The organism is Paenibacillus sp. J22FR5, assembly GCF_059691975.1.
Genome location: NZ_JCAUAN010000005.1, coordinates 84,258 through 98,329, shown reverse-complemented (window position 1 = coordinate 98,329; position 14,072 = coordinate 84,258). Strand labels below are relative to the sequence as shown.

The window sequence follows — 14,072 nt, the reverse complement described above, 5'->3', positions numbered from 1 at the left end:
GGAGATGCGACGAGCTCTTTCTTACCATAATAGAAAGTATAAGTTTTCGGTTCCCGAAAATGTCTTTCTATTTGGCGATAAAACTTTCCTCTAAACGCGGTCGCTCATCTTTGAATGGCCTCGATAGAGGTTTTCTCATTTCCCTGCTTTCACTTCAGCCAGCATGGAGAGATCCACGAATGGATGCAGATCCAGCTCCTCTGGTTTGATGCCTTTGATGTATCTAGCGCCGATGGATACCTTCGCCATCTCTTCCATTACCTTGACATCCACGTCGGTGGTCAGCTTCAAGCGACTAAGCGAGGCTTTGATCAGGCTTTTGTCCATGCCTTTGCCGCTGTATTTTTTCAGCTGGTTGTTGATCAGGTCATAAGCTTGGTCGGGGCTGTTCTGAATGAACGCGATGCCGTCCATATTCGCCTTAATCGCACCTTTAACAATGTCTCTGTGGCGCTCGATGAACTTATCGCTCGCCACCATGATAACCGTTGGGTAATCTCCATGATTCGGTGGGATGTCCTTCCAATCAGCGACGACTTTACCGAGTCCGGCCTTCTCGATCTGAGTCCCCCATGGCTCAGGAACAAGCGCAGCGTCAATTTCCTTTTGGCGGAAAGAGATCAAGGTATCCGCTGGGGAACGAACGATGAGATGTGCGTTATCAGCGTTTCTCCCGAGTGAGATGCCGGCTTGCTGCAGCAGCATGCGCAGCGAAATTTCATTCGTGTTCCCTTTGGCGGGAATCGCGACGGTTTTATCTGTGAGATCCTTGATGGTGTTGATGCCCGAGCCCGTTCTGGCGACCAACACGGCACCACCATTGTTAGAGCCCGATACGACGCGGAAATTTCCACTTTTTAGATAAAAGGTCGTCGCAGGTCCTGGACCTACGAAACCCACATCGATATCTCCCGTCGCCATCGCGATGGACAGATCCGCCCCATTGTCGAAGGGCGTAACTTCGATCTGCACCTCATCGCCCCATTCGCGGGTAAAATAGCCTTTTTCCAGCGCGATATAAGCGGCGGCATGGGTTACATTTTTGAACACACCCACCCGAACGACCTGTGGCTTGCCTGTTGCCGTCAATTTCTCCTCACATGCGCTCAGAAGTGTAATAGCAAGGAGTAGGAGTAGAAGTACTTTGAAGCGTTTGCTCATCTGACTCACTCCCTTTACGACTTGGAGCCAGCGAGGCCGTAGCGCTCTAGCACTTTATCTTCTAGTTTTTTGAAGCAGAAATGGTCTGACACTGTGCCGAGCACGGCAATGATGATCACGATGCACAGCATCAACGAGGTGTCCCCGAGATTCCGTCCGTCCTGCAAAAGCTGGCCCAATCCCGCACCTTTCGCGATTAGCTCACCTGCAACAAGTGCCCGCCATGCGAACGCCCAAGCTGTACGAACACCATTGATCAAGTGAGGAAAAGCAGCTGGAATCATCACTTGGATAAAAAGATTGAAACCATTCCCCGTTCCCATCGTCTGCGCAGCGCGCAAATAGATTGGCGGGATATTCTTGATACCCGTTCTACTCGCTAATGCCATGGTCCAAGTAGCCCCGAGTGTGGTGATAAAAATAACCGAAGATTCGTTGAGTCCGAACCAAATAATAGCAAAAGGCAACCACGCAATGCTCGGTATCGTCTGCAAGGAAACAACCAGGAAGCCAAGCGTATCATCTAGAATGCGATATCGGGCAAACAGAAACCCTAATGTCATCCCAATGGCCAGCGATAGTGCGAAGGAAATGAGTAATCGCAGCATACTCGCCCCAGCAGCTTGCAGCAGCTCACCATGCACGATACCGTCATAGAAGGCTTGCAGCGTCTGCGAAACAGAAGGAAATTTCCATCCCCAGCCAAAAATCCTATATCCCGCCTCCCAAGCTATCAGAAGCAGTACCAGAAAAATCGTTCTTCTTAATGCTGTACTCATCGCCAGTCTCCTCTCTCACAACTTTCTCCAGCTCATCCGCCAGCGCGTCCATAATCAACGCCTCCATATGATGGAGCACGGAATCGCTACTATCGCGAGGTCTCGCTGCTTTGACAGCGAATTCTTTTTTGATCGTGCCGGGACGTGTGGACATCACCAAGACCCGATCGGAAAGAATGACCGCTTCGCGAATATTGTGGGTAATGAAGAGAATCGTTTTGCGCGTACGCATCCATATTTCTTCCAGCTCTTTATGTAAAATAAGGCGTGTCTGCTCATCTAGGGCAGCGAATGGCTCGTCCATGAGCAAAATTTCCGGATCCATCGCCAACGCTCTAGCAATGGCTGCCCGCTGCTTCATCCCGCCTGAAAGCTCATGTGGATAACGATCCGCAAAGCGGCTTAAATGCACGGCCTTGATCTGCTCCATCGCCATCTCGTGGCGTTCTTTCTTGGGGATCCCTTTCTGCTTGAGACCGAAGGCTACATTGTCTAGAACGGTCAGCCATGGAAACAACCCATGCTCCTGAAAAACGACGACGCGGTCCGCTCCGGCGCCTGTTACCTTTTTCCCATTAACCTGAATGATGCCTTCAGATTGCGTATCAAAGCCCGCTACGAGGTTCAGAACCGTCGATTTTCCGCAGCCTGAAGGGCCTAGCAGAGAGACGAACTCCCCTTTATTTATCGTTAATGTGATGTCATCCAGTGCTTTGTAGTTGCCGCCGATGCGCTGAACGAACGTCTTGCTGACTCCCTTAATCTCGATCAAGCTCTCTCATCCCCCACGTTGTCGCTTCCCAGGATAAACGAATCCGTCGTCCTTTAAGGACGAGCGCGTTTACCACGGTAGATGCGAAGCAAAAGTCTAACTTTCAAATCTACTAGAATAACATTTTCAAGCCTGCCAAGCCTAAACCGATGATGAATCCACAAATTGCCCCGTTCACCCGAATCCATTGTAGGTCGCTGCCGATTTTCTCTTCCATCAAAACCGTTAACTTCTCGTTGTCGAGTTTATCTAAGTTCTCTTTTACCAGTTGGCCGATTTTACTGTGATTTTGTTCCACATAGGACGCGATCTGCTCTTGAATCCAATCCTCGCCTCTCTTAATCATATCGGGATTTTCACGTATGGAAATGAGCATTTTACGAATAATTGGCACCACATGGACAGAGATAAAATCTGGTTGATCGACGAAGTTCTCGGCCTTTTCTTTTAACCTTGTAAGCAGAAGAGCTAGCTTCTCATCGAGGTCGAAGAGCTCAGGAAGCTTCGTTTTCAACTTCTCCAACTCTGCTAGAAGCTGTGGATTGCGCTCCAGCTTGTGGAGCTCGCCCCGAATAAAAGTGAGAACCGCTTCTCGTTTCGGATGCTTGTTCATGCGCATTTGATCGATATAAGACAGCACGAAATTCTGAATGATACCACCGATTTTCTCCTCGTTCACCATACCGATAAACGCATTCACAGCAAAAGCCATGAAGCCATTGGACTGCAGTCCCTCGAACGCTTTGATCGCCATGGCACCTAATTGATCCCGCGTATCCGCTTTGATCACCCAGGCCGCTGCTTTATCCAGAACAAAATCTAAGGTTTTACCGTCGTAGCCGCCATCTTCGATGGTGTCTATGAGCGTGCGTACGAGACGGCTTGTGTCCACATCTTGCAGTGCTTTATGAATCTCCTCGGCTAGGAGAGGGGTTAACTTCTCTAGGTCAATCGCTTGTAGTGCTTGCTTGGCTAGGGTTGTGAGCCCTTTGTGCAGGGACGCGTTGTCCAGTTGCTTGTCTGCAATCTCTAGGCCGCGTTCAAGAAAACGGATTTGCTGCAAGCGAGCACGAATGGTCTCTTTGGAGAGAAGCTCATTTTGCACAGTGGAGACGAGCGCCTTCGTAATCTTCTCCCGATTGTTTGGCAATAACGCTGTGTGCGGGATCGGAATCCCCAGTGGATGACGGAACAAGGCGCTAACTGCAAACCAGTCGGCCAAGCCGCCGACAACTCCTGCTTCAAACCCGCCTTGCAGGAATGTGCCCCATACCGCCCCCGAAACCGCCGTTGGCAGCGTAGCTAGAAAGCCCGCTCCCATGACACCCAGTGAAACCGTTGCTATATACTTTGCTTCTTTTTTCATCGTCGTAACATCTCTTTCCGCGTGAGGTTGATGAATCATTCTTTCTATATTATCACAAATTGGCAAGAAACGTGGTAGCGGGGTTGGAAGGAGCGTGGGAATGGGTGAAAAAGCTGCATGTGTGCTTGATGCCTAGGTGCTAGGTGCCCTAGTTGCACAAAAAAAAAAGAGCCACCGTGGCTCTCTCCCCAACAAACAGCCCTACCGCTCGCCTTCCCATTCTGCATAAAACTGCTGCAGATAGAGCTCCATGAAGCGATGCCGCTCCTCCGCGAGTTGCCTCGCGTAGGATGTGTTCATAAGCTCCTTCAGCTTAAGGAGCTTCTCGTAAAAGTGATTAATCGCGGTGTCATTGCCCCCGCGATACTCCTCCGCCGTCATGTGCTCGCGCACGATGACGGAAGGATCATGAATCGGGCGGCCTTTCCAGCCCGAATAGGCAAACACGCGCGAGATGCCTACCGCGCCAATGGCATCCAACCGGTCGGCATCCTGCACGACCTGGCCTTCGAGCGTGCGCATAGGCGGCCGCGCGCCGCCCTTGAACGACATCGTGCTGATAATCTCCAGCACGTGCTCCACCTGCGCCGCCGGCGTACCGCTGGCGGCAAGCCAAGCTTCCAGCTCGCGCTGCGCTGCAGCTGGATCGGCGTTCAGCTTCTCATCGACGACGTCGTGAAGCAGCGCCGCAAGCTCGCAGACGAAGCCGTTTGCGCCCTCCTGGGCGGCAATTCGCTTCGTCGTTTGCACCACGCGATAAATATGCCACCAATCGTGGCCGCTGCTATCGCGCTCAAGCTTTTCTTTGACGAGCGCCTCAGCCGCGAGTAATATCCGCTCTTGATCTGCCGCCACTATGTGCTCGCCATTCCGCTCTTGATCTACTCCCGCCATGTGCTCGCCACTCTGCTCTTGATCTACTCCCTCTAGGTGCTCCCCATTCCGCTGCATCATTTCTTTTTCTTCCTCTTTCCTTCTCCAGATTTCCTTTGCTCGGACTTCCCTATTGTAGCCTTCTTATCATTCAAATCCTCTTCTCCAGAAGAATTCTCAACGTCATTCCCTAGATCACTCGCAATCTCACTCTCCGCATGGAGCTTTACCGCAATTAATTTACCTTCGTCCACTCGCTTTGGTTCAGGCACTTTTCCATCTATATGCTTCTGTATGATTTTCTTGAAATTCTTCCCATATTTATCCTCAAGCTTGGTGCCCATATCCTGCTGAAGCTCATGTAACACGACACTGCTGCAAAAATGATTGTACATCATCTCTACCATCGCTGGGTGCTCGGTTAGCATGGCCAGCGTCGTCTCGTCACCGCCCCGTGTACCAACAATGGCTAGTTTACGATCAATGAGAATCGTGAATTTACGCCCTTCTCGTGCTTCCAGCCCCTTCAAACCCTCGCTACGTTTTCGAACGAAAGGATAAAACCCAGCCCCCGCTTCTCGCGTCGGCGCTATCAATACGCGCACGCCCTGTGTAGCCGTCGCTCGAATATCCTCCTTGAGCAGCTTCGCATCCTCTGGAGACAGATCACAGAATGCCTCTTCCTTCGCTTTCCTCAGCTCCGAGCGAACACGCTCAATTACCTTGGCATCGCCTTCCAAGCTGAAGTACTCCGACCGATGCGCATCCTGCTTCGGCAAATGCTCTTTCACGTAGCGGATCGAAGCCTGCAGCTCCGCTTCCATACGCTCGCCGATCTCCTCGATCGGCACGCTTTGATACACCGTGGGTTCACCATGACTGGTGAGCACGGCGCCTTTTTCCGCGAGCTTTTGCAATGCCGCATAGACATTAGAGCGTGATACGCCCAGCCCCTTGGCGATTTCGTAGCCCGTTTGCGTGCCGCTCACCGCTAGCATATGCAGACATTTGGCTTCCAGCTCTGTGAAGCCAAGGTTTTTCAAATGCAGATGAACATTTTCCATGGCGCAGCTCCTCTTTTTCAAGATATCAGATTACGTTTATTTGGGCCCGAGATCACTTCATATCCCTATTGTAGCATGATCCTCCGCCCAAGTAATATCAGTTCACCGTACATTATCATTGAAAATTAATTATTGACAATGATAATCATTATCAATTAATATGATGGAAGTTAATGGGTCAATGGTGCATGTACCGAGTGTTTGTATCTGCAATGTTGTATCTGCGCTGTTAAATCTGTGTTGTTTACTCACTCTTATTTCCGCGAAAATAATATATCACCATTAGGAGGTCCACCATGTCCAAAATCATCATCGTTTACGCAAGCATGTCTGGAAATACAGAAGAAATCGCCGAGGCGATTGCAGTCGGCATTCAAGAGGCAGGGATCGAGCCTGATCTCAAATACGTGATGGACACCAATGCGAGTGAACTCGAGAACTACGAAGGGATTCTACTAGGATCTTATACGTGGGGCGATGGCGATTTGCCAGATGAATTCGAAGATTTCTACGAGGAAATGGATGATGTGAACCTGCAAGGGCGCAAGTGTGGCGTATTCGGTTCTGCTGACTCCGCTTATGCAGAGTTTGGCGCTGCGGTAGATACGCTTGAAGCGAAGCTTGCTGAGCTTGGCGCTGAGAAAGTGTTTGAAGGTCTGAAGGTTGAACTGAATCCATCCAAAGAAGAGAAGCAGCTGTGTCGTGAGCTAGGGCTTAAATTCGCAGCATCCCTAGGCTAAGCGTTTCGTTCTAAACGAAAAGGACCGCAAGGCAGCGCTACTTGCCACCTTCGGTCCTTCTCTAGCGGTTTAATAACGCCGTTTAGCTTTTTTCACAACGTCTCCACTTCCGCAATCTCAATGTATGCCATGCTCTTCAACTCATCATAGACCTCAGAAGCATATTTCCGATCAACGAAAACAATGAAATTCAGCTCCTGCAGTTCTTTGTTCAGTTCTTTAATATGGACACTTTTCATTTTGTACCCTTTGGCAATAATCGCTTTGATGATTGTGGTTAAATTCCCTTCATGGGAGACGATCAGGCGTACGCGCAGATCCTTCATCGTCAGCGGTCTAGGTCCCATTTTCTTAATAAAATAAGGCAGCACGATGACGCTAATGAGAATAAGAAGAAGTCCAAAAAAAGCTTCAACGAAGAATCCTGCGCCAACCGCAATACCAAGTCCCGCAGCGCCCCAAATCATGGCCGCCGTCGTAAGACCGATAATGACATCATTATGCTTACGAAGAATGGCCCCGGCTCCGAGAAAACCGATCCCGCTCACCACTTGCGCCGCCAGCCTCATGGGATCCATCACGTGCAACCCAGCTACGGCATATTTATTCGCAGATTCGATGGACACGACTGTCAGCAGACAGCTGCTTAAACAAATAACGAGCGACGTTTTGAGGCCTAGCGGTTTATTCCTAATTTCCCGTTCCAACCCAATTATTAACCCAAAAATAGCTGAAATCCCTAATTTCATTAAAATATGCAGATCCACAGTAAACAGCATCGTTGTTGACTCCTCTAGTTAAGTAACCTTTACAATATCTTAACAAAGCGAGGAAGTAAATAACCATTCGTTAATTACCAACATCTTTATGCTTATAGCCAAAAAGCCTGAGACGAGTTAGGCAACTCCCCCAAGCTTATCTGGTTAAATCCGAAAACGATAGCCCGCTCCCCAAATCGTTTCGATATATTGCGGATTCGATGGATCCTGCTCAATTTTCTCACGCAGCTTGCGGATATGCACAGTCACGGTAGCAATTTCCCCCATGGCATCCATGCCCCACAGGAGATCAAACAGCTGCTCTTTGCTGTATACTCGATTCGGATTCATCGCCAGATGGGTCAGCAGGTCGAACTCTTTGGTCGTGAACATGACCTCTTTGTCATTCACAAACACGCGTCGCGCCGTTTTATCTATCATCAGACCACGAATGCGTACCTCGTCGTTCTTCGCCTCACGTCGCCCCATCAGCCTCTCATAGCGGGCCAAATGGGCTTTCACTCTAGCCACCAGCTCACTTGGGCTAAAAGGCTTGATCATATAATCATCGGCTCCAAGTCCGAGGCCGCGAATCTTATCAATATCTTCCTTTTTGGCAGAAACCATGACGATCGGAATGTCCTTCTTACTACGAATTTGCCGACAAATTTCAAAGCCATCAACGATTGGCAGCATGAGGTCTAGAATAACCAGGTCATAGTCTGTCGTTAAAGCCCGTTCCAGTCCACGGTCGCCGCTAGTCTCGATATCAACCTCATATCCGCTAATTTCTAAGTAATCACGTTCTAACTCAGCAATGCTTTGTTCATCTTCTACGATCAAAATCCGACTCATGCTTCGCTTCCCTTCTCCTGATGAAGTGGTAAGGCCATGTACACGGTTGTGCCCAGCCCGAGCACGCTTGTTGCGCCAATGCGCCCGCCATGCTCCTCGATGATTTGCTTCGCAATAGCAAGCCCTAACCCACTGCCTCCCGTTGCCGTGTTTCGTGAAGGATCTGCGCGAAAGAAGCGGTCGAATATATGCGGAAGCGCCTCTTCCGAGATGCCCTGGCCGTTATCTTTAATTTGTATGACGGCGAAGTCGCCCTGTTTCTGAACGCTTAATTCGATGCGGCAGTTACCTGCCTCACTGTATTTGATCGCATTCTCTATAATATTCAGAAGCACACGTCGAAGCTTATCACGATCTGCCGTCACCAGAATCGGCTCTTGTAGCAGGTCGGCAAGTGTAAACTGAACCCCTTTTTTCTCCATATCAAACTGCAATTCCTGCGCGCAGTCCTGCACGTAGTTCCCTAGATCCACGGTTTCAAATTGAAAAGGAACTTTGCCCAGATCCAGCTTGGAAAATAGAAACAGCTCATCAATCAACCGATCCATATCCGCCGTTTTGTTATAAATGGTTCGAATGTATTTGTCTAACTTATCCGGCGAATTCGTAACACCGTCCATGATGCCTTCAACATAACCTTTGATCGCGGTGACCGGTGTTTTCAAATCATGGGAAATATTCGAAATGAGCTCCTTGCGATTCTCTTCATATTGGAACTGAAGTTCAACAGATTTCTTGAGTTTACGGCGCATTTCTTCAAAAGCAACGCTTAGCTCGCCAAGCTCATCGTTCCCGTGGGGCACGATTTCAAAGTCGAGGTTACCCTCTTTGATTTCCTCTGTTGCACGCTTTAGTGCTCGCAAAGGCCGAATAATGCTGCGGGATACGAAATAGGTCAGCACGCCATTGGTGGCGATGAGGATGAAAAGAAACGTCAAGATCACAGATTTTGAGAACTGGTGCAAATATTTCTGAAAAGGACCTCCGTCTAGAAATACGAACACGGTACCTTTACTTTTATCGGAAAATAAGAAATCCTGCTGCCTGGTTATCCACAGAGAACCTTGATTACGCTGGAATTGTCCCGATGATGTGCCAAAAGCCGGCAGCTTTGAGGTATCCCCTGCCTCACCTACTTTGATATAAGGAGAGATATATTTAATCGTTTGATCCTGACGGATGATCAAACCCATATTGATTTTATGGAAGCGCTGCTCCAGATCCTTCACAAACACATCATTCAGAAAAGCATTTGGGTCGGTATCTGTCTTCGCCTTCATGTAAGCGACATTTTCGAGTTCCTGGTCAACCACACGCTTGATGGGATTGCCGTGGGAGAAATCCACTTCGAAGCCGGATTTCAAGCTGCCGAAGGTGGCGATGCTGATGAGAATGACGGCTAGCCCAAAAAGCACAAGCGGTACAAGCAGCATGGCAATATAGGATAGTACTAGCCGTACGCGGATCGACATCGGGTTCAGAGCTCCTTTTTTTGAATTTCTCATGGCTAAAGTCATGAGATTCTTGGGTAGTCCCTTCTAACGAAGAGAAATTTACCAAGCTAACCCTGTCGTTCCGACAGTTCGTGTAATGGAATTACACAGTAAGCAGTCTTTTGCCTTCGGCAAGAATATTTAGACTTGCATTGGAGTCTCTATCATGATTCGCTCCACAATCGGGACAAATCCACTCGCGCAACTTTAGGTCTTTAACATCTTTATGTTTATAACCACAGCAAGAGCATAGCTGTGAAGATGCGAATGTTTTACCCACAGCCACAACTATGCGACCATACCATTTCGCTTTATACGCCAGCATGGAGTGAAACATCGACCAGGATACTTCGCTAATTGCCTTAGCTAATTTGTGATTTTTCATCATATTGGCTATTTGCAAGTCTTCAATCGCAATGATGTCGTGGTTTTTGACAATATGCGTTGAAATTTTTTGCAAGTAGTCTGTACGAGCACTCGCGATCTTCTCGTGAATACGCGCTACTTTCATGCGCTGCTTCTTCCAATTGCTGCCGCCTTTCATCCTACGTGAAAGTTTACGCTGTGCCCTTGCCAGTTTCTCTTCAAGTATGCGAAAGAATCTAGGGTTGCCAAACACTTCGCCACTGGATAGAATCGCTAAATCTTTCAAGCCAACATCGATGCCAACTTCTTTGCCTGTTTCGGGCAACTCATGGATTTCAACTTCCGCAAGTACAGATACAAAATATGTACCTGATGGATTGCGTCTAATCGTAGTGTTGACGATACGACCTTTGACTTCACGACTTTTAGCAAACTTCACAAGTCCCAGTTTAGGCAACTTGATCTGATTGTTAACAATTTCAATATTTCCATTTGTGTAGTTGGTTTGGTACGACTGTACAGAATTCTTCTTGCTCTTAAACGTAGGCGCATCGCTTTGTTTTTTGAAAAAACGATTGAACGCATCACTCAAATTCCTCAGTGTATTTTGTAGCGAAAATTTGTCTGGTTCGTTTAACCAATCTATTTCATGTTTTAGTTTTGTGAGTTGTGCGGAACATGCTCCATAACTTAAACCTTTACCTGTCTCTTTGTATGTGTCGTTCCATAGGGCTAGAAAATGATTAAACACAAAGCGGCTACATCCAATCGTCTTGTTAATACGTGTTGCTTGTTCTGGCGTAGGGTAAATGCGAAACTTGTAAGTTTTATGATGCAGCATGACGAAAATAGGCCTCCTTTCATCTTGGCATATACATCCATTATAGCACGTACGTTCGCAAAAATGTATTGTTTGTCCTTTTTTTACAACATATGTCGGATTGTTAACGAAGCAAAAGCTACGCCATATCTGAAGTTTTCTAAGCTTGCGACTGAAGTCACGAGTAATCCTTTTTATCAAACAAATAATAACCTGCTGTAAAAAATAGTATACTGCACGCTACTAAAAACATAAAGATCGAGAAGATCTTGCTCGTCACGATCGAGCCGCCAACCCAAAGCATATGCCAATCCATGTAAGCCGTCGGCGAGTAGGTTGCGATTTGCGGTAATAAGAAAGCTGCCACTTTAAAAGCGAGATATAAAAGAATGCTGACGGTTAGTGCCGAGCTGCTGCTTGAGAAAAACTGTGCCAAACATACCGCTGCGATACTGAGCACTAGCAAGGGTACGAAAGCCGCTCCGTAAGCAAGTATCCATGTGGAGAGCGTCCCTAAGCTTCCGAAATGTTGAAACAACATAGCTGAGAGCATGGATGCGATTAGGGCTACGACCAAATAGAGTGCAATATAGATGGCGAGTGCCAGTTGTTTGGAGGCAAACACTTTGAACCTTGAGAGTGGACGGGTTAGGATGTTTTTCATTGTGCGGTCACCCATTTCACCGGAGAACACATCCGCGGCACCCATGAACACGAACAAGGGTAGGAAAATACTCGTGAACAAACTGAGCATCACAATAGGGAAATCTTTCGCAGCGATCGCGCCGATGCCAATGCCGTGCTGAAATCTGGAAAGCAAGATACCTGCCAGAATCGGGAGCAGTAAGGTTACGGCTAGGAAGAAAATTGTCTTCTTCTTATAGGCTAATTTCAGCGTCTCATTCCAGACGTTAGCGGTTAAAATGCTAGGCATGAGCGGCAAGCCCCCTAACTGCTTGAATTTCACGTAGGTAGGCGGCTTCCAAGGATGCACTGCCTTTGATCAAATCGGAAACGAGCCCCTCACGAACGAGCTTCCCTTGATGGATGATGCCAATGCGATTGCACATGAGCTCCATTTCGTGGATGAGGTGGGAAGAGATCAAGAACGTAATTCGCTCTTCACGTGCTAATCGCAGGATGATTTCACGAATGTGAACCATGCCTTCGATATCAAGCCCGTTCGTTGGCTCATCGAGAATCAAAAGTTCTGGCTTAGACAGCATCGCGGCCGCCAGTCCTAGTCGTTGCTTCATACCTAGCGAGTAGCCTCCTACCTTTTCATGCTGAAAGGGGGTTAAGTCTACGATCTCAAGCACTTCGTCTATTCGCTGTTTGCTCACCTCTGGATAAAATCTCGCCGCTTGCTCCAGATTCCTTCTGCCGCTCATGTACGAATATGCTTCTGCCGTTTCGATCAAAACGCCGACTTTCGCCATCGCTTGCTCATACTGTGTTTTCACATCGTAGCCGAACAGCTTCACCTCGCCTTGCTGCGCCTGGGATAGGCCTGTCATGATCTTCATGACGGTCGTTTTCCCCGCACCATTTGGTCCAAAAAAACCATAAATATCGCCGCGCTGCACCGTCATATTAACTTGATGGATACCGCGCAGGTTACTGAATATTTTCGTCACATTGTTCAGTTCAACGACGTGTTTCATGCTGCTTCCGCCTTTCAAAAGGGAAATGAGGAGGTCAACCGAGGTTGACGTCTCCTCTTCGGTTCGTAAGGTACTTGCAGCGCTTAGTGCTTGCCGCCCCAGTTTTCATGGTTGGACAATTCATCAAAATTCACGTTCTCTACTTGCTTCCCGCTCAAATCTACGGTATCCGGTGTTGTGGAGTTCAAGCTGGAGAGCGTCATATCAATTCTTAGTACGACATCATGCTCGGCTCCTTGCGCATCTTTACCAGACAAATGAATTTGAGCGGATTGACTCGTAATGTGATCATCCCCGTCCACGCTCGCATTCACTTCTACTTCATCCATCGAAATGTCGGAAGAAAGCTGCGGCAGACTGTTCCGCAAGGTTGAAAGGTCAATTCCCAACGTATTGGCTTTGGCAGGGACTGGCTGATCTTTCGCCATCACTCCATGTTTGATAACGAGTGAGCCTACGGTGTTTACAACCGGAGAAATCTGGCTGCCCGATAGTTTAAAATGAATTTCCTTACCGTTACCTGCGGCTTCGTCCATCGTGACATAGTTCTTCAAGTTGCCGACGAGGGCATCCACGACATTTTCCACTTCGCTGATCGTTTGTGGGTCTGGGGTATGGTTGCCTTTGTCATGACCTTTAAACTTGGAAGGTCCTCCGTCTCCTTCAAGAACTTTGTACACATCGGAATCAGCTGTTTTGATAATCTGCTTACCATCTTGGCTGTAGAATTGAATCGTTTGTTCGTCATCAGTGCCGCTCTGTACCTTCACTTGCGCGCTCCCCGCGTGATCGACGCCACCGCTTTTAATAGTCGATTTCACCTGAAGTAGAGAAGCTCCGTTATCCTGTAAGGACACATTCACCTGACGCGTTACATTCTGTATAGTTGCTGTTTGTTTCACCGCTGTTTTGAACGCTTCATACCCGGGAGCTTCTCCCACACCTGCATATACCGAGGTCACTAGCATCATGCTGCCAACCGCTACACCTAAACCCAACATCGCTAACTTTTTATTCATCTCGTCCTGCCTCCGCGTAATTCATACGCTTTCTCTAATTTGGCTGCGCTCTGCGCTTCCATATTGACTATCTTAGCCCTCGAGACTTAATTGCCACTAAAGCGCCTATTAACAACGTCTAAAACAATTCTTAAATTTTTCTAAACTGGAGGTGGGCAGGAAAATTATGCATATAGACGCAACAAAGCCGCCTCCCGCGAATCGGAAGACGGCTCCTGAAGCTCCACGCTATATTAGAATGTTGCCAAAATGATAACCAACAAAATGTACAATACCAGAACAACAGCTGTGCTGGAGTATCCAACGTGTGACATGGTTAGTTCCCCCTTCCGCCTGCGATAA

Annotated in this window: 14 protein-coding genes; 1 reads left to right on the top strand and 13 read right to left on the bottom strand. The window is 48.1% G+C overall.

The genetic code is table 11. From position 1 onward, the window contains the following. Positions 1 to 135: 135 nt before the first annotated feature. The 6 genes from AC58P7_RS09815 to AC58P7_RS09790 all read right to left on the bottom strand — a co-directional run bounded on the left by AC58P7_RS09815 (position 136) and on the right by AC58P7_RS09790 (position 6,015). Positions 136 to 1,161: an ABC transporter substrate-binding protein gene (locus AC58P7_RS09815; RefSeq protein ID WP_497342242.1), complete on the bottom strand. Its 1,026-nt coding sequence runs from the start codon at positions 1,159 to 1,161 to the stop codon at positions 136 to 138. 14 nt (positions 1,162 to 1,175) lie between these two features. Further along, the gene (locus tag AC58P7_RS09810) at positions 1,176 to 1,940 is read right to left on the bottom strand and encodes an ABC transporter permease (protein ID WP_497342240.1); all 765 of its coding nucleotides are present in this window, start codon (positions 1,938 to 1,940) and stop codon (positions 1,176 to 1,178) included. Further along, positions 1,873 to 2,712: an ABC transporter ATP-binding protein gene (locus AC58P7_RS09805; RefSeq protein ID WP_497342238.1), complete on the bottom strand. Its 840-nt coding sequence runs from the start codon at positions 2,710 to 2,712 to the stop codon at positions 1,873 to 1,875. The genes AC58P7_RS09810 and AC58P7_RS09805 overlap by 68 nt, the downstream gene beginning before the upstream one ends. 112 nt (positions 2,713 to 2,824) lie before the next feature. After that, positions 2,825 to 4,117 carry a DUF445 domain-containing protein gene (locus AC58P7_RS09800; RefSeq protein WP_497342236.1) on the bottom strand — a complete coding sequence of 431 codons (1,293 nt, stop codon included), beginning with the start codon at positions 4,115 to 4,117 and terminating at the stop codon, positions 2,825 to 2,827. A gap of 162 nt (positions 4,118 to 4,279) precedes the next feature. Next, positions 4,280 to 4,972 (bottom strand): HD domain-containing protein, encoded by a 693-nt coding sequence (locus AC58P7_RS09795; protein WP_497342234.1) that lies wholly within the window; start codon positions 4,970 to 4,972, stop codon positions 4,280 to 4,282. Positions 4,973 to 5,028: 56 nt separating this feature from the next. Beyond that, positions 5,029 to 6,015, bottom strand: coding sequence for a TrmB family transcriptional regulator (locus AC58P7_RS09790; RefSeq protein ID WP_497342232.1), 987 nt, complete (start codon positions 6,013 to 6,015; stop codon positions 5,029 to 5,031). 296 nt (positions 6,016 to 6,311) lie between these two features. Here AC58P7_RS09790 and AC58P7_RS09785 point away from each other — a divergent pair, with 296 nt between their 5' ends. Further along, positions 6,312 to 6,755: a flavodoxin gene (locus tag AC58P7_RS09785; protein WP_497342230.1), complete on the top strand. Its 444-nt coding sequence runs from the start codon at positions 6,312 to 6,314 to the stop codon at positions 6,753 to 6,755. Positions 6,756 to 6,847: 92 nt separating this feature from the next. Here AC58P7_RS09785 and AC58P7_RS09780 read toward each other — a convergent pair whose 3' ends face one another. From AC58P7_RS09780 to AC58P7_RS09750, 7 genes are all read right to left on the bottom strand, one after another. Continuing rightward, positions 6,848 to 7,534, bottom strand: a complete 687-nt coding sequence (locus AC58P7_RS09780) for an MgtC/SapB family protein (protein ID WP_497342228.1) — start codon at positions 7,532 to 7,534, stop codon at positions 6,848 to 6,850. A gap of 144 nt (positions 7,535 to 7,678) precedes the next feature. After that, positions 7,679 to 8,368: a response regulator transcription factor gene (locus tag AC58P7_RS09775; protein WP_497342226.1), complete on the bottom strand. Its 690-nt coding sequence runs from the start codon at positions 8,366 to 8,368 to the stop codon at positions 7,679 to 7,681. Beyond that, positions 8,365 to 9,873, bottom strand: a complete 1,509-nt coding sequence (locus tag AC58P7_RS09770; RefSeq protein WP_497342224.1) for a sensor histidine kinase — start codon at positions 9,871 to 9,873, stop codon at positions 8,365 to 8,367. Before AC58P7_RS09770 ends, AC58P7_RS09775 begins: the two co-directional genes overlap by 4 nt. Positions 9,874 to 9,964: 91 nt before the next feature. Beyond that, positions 9,965 to 11,068 (bottom strand): IS200/IS605 family element RNA-guided endonuclease TnpB, encoded by a 1,104-nt coding sequence (tnpB, locus tag AC58P7_RS09765; protein ID WP_497342222.1) that lies wholly within the window; start codon positions 11,066 to 11,068, stop codon positions 9,965 to 9,967. 157 nt (positions 11,069 to 11,225) lie between these two features. Next, positions 11,226 to 11,981: a DUF2705 family protein gene (locus AC58P7_RS09760; protein ID WP_497342220.1), complete on the bottom strand. Its 756-nt coding sequence runs from the start codon at positions 11,979 to 11,981 to the stop codon at positions 11,226 to 11,228. Beyond that, a complete protein-coding gene (locus AC58P7_RS09755; RefSeq protein ID WP_497342218.1) occupies positions 11,974 to 12,711 on the bottom strand; it encodes an ABC transporter ATP-binding protein in 738 nt (245 codons plus the stop codon). The genes AC58P7_RS09760 and AC58P7_RS09755 overlap by 8 nt, the downstream gene beginning before the upstream one ends. An 83-nt stretch (positions 12,712 to 12,794) precedes the next feature. Next, positions 12,795 to 13,730 (bottom strand): hypothetical protein, encoded by a 936-nt coding sequence (locus AC58P7_RS09750; protein ID WP_497342216.1) that lies wholly within the window; start codon positions 13,728 to 13,730, stop codon positions 12,795 to 12,797. Positions 13,731 to 14,072 lie beyond the last annotated feature (342 nt).

What these genes read in the sequence shown, in the direction of transcription:
- AC58P7_RS09780 (WP_497342228.1), bottom strand. Translation starts at nt 7,534, where the DNA reads ATGCTGTTTACTGTGGATCTGCATATTTTAATGAAATTAGGGATTTCA.
- AC58P7_RS09800 (WP_497342236.1), bottom strand. Translation starts at nt 4,117, where the DNA reads ATGATTCATCAACCTCACGCGGAAAGAGATGTTACGACGATGAAAAAA.
- AC58P7_RS09795 (WP_497342234.1), bottom strand. Translation starts at nt 4,972, where the DNA reads ATGGCGGGAGTAGATCAAGAGCGGAATGGCGAGCACATAGTGGCGGCA.
- AC58P7_RS09790 (WP_497342232.1), bottom strand. Translation starts at nt 6,015, where the DNA reads ATGGAAAATGTTCATCTGCATTTGAAAAACCTTGGCTTCACAGAGCTG.
- AC58P7_RS09755 (WP_497342218.1), bottom strand. Translation starts at nt 12,711, where the DNA reads ATGAAACACGTCGTTGAACTGAACAATGTGACGAAAATATTCAGTAAC.
- AC58P7_RS09810 (WP_497342240.1), bottom strand. Translation starts at nt 1,940, where the DNA reads ATGAGTACAGCATTAAGAAGAACGATTTTTCTGGTACTGCTTCTGATA.
- AC58P7_RS09785 (WP_497342230.1), top strand. Translation starts at nt 6,312, where the DNA reads ATGTCCAAAATCATCATCGTTTACGCAAGCATGTCTGGAAATACAGAA.
- AC58P7_RS09750 (WP_497342216.1), bottom strand. Translation starts at nt 13,730, where the DNA reads ATGAATAAAAAGTTAGCGATGTTGGGTTTAGGTGTAGCGGTTGGCAGC.
- AC58P7_RS09760 (WP_497342220.1), bottom strand. Translation starts at nt 11,981, where the DNA reads ATGCCTAGCATTTTAACCGCTAACGTCTGGAATGAGACGCTGAAATTA.
- AC58P7_RS09775 (WP_497342226.1), bottom strand. Translation starts at nt 8,368, where the DNA reads ATGAGTCGGATTTTGATCGTAGAAGATGAACAAAGCATTGCTGAGTTA.
- tnpB (WP_497342222.1), bottom strand. Translation starts at nt 11,068, where the DNA reads ATGCTGCATCATAAAACTTACAAGTTTCGCATTTACCCTACGCCAGAA.
- AC58P7_RS09770 (WP_497342224.1), bottom strand. Translation starts at nt 9,873, where the DNA reads ATGAGAAATTCAAAAAAAGGAGCTCTGAACCCGATGTCGATCCGCGTA.
- AC58P7_RS09815 (WP_497342242.1), bottom strand. Translation starts at nt 1,161, where the DNA reads ATGAGCAAACGCTTCAAAGTACTTCTACTCCTACTCCTTGCTATTACA.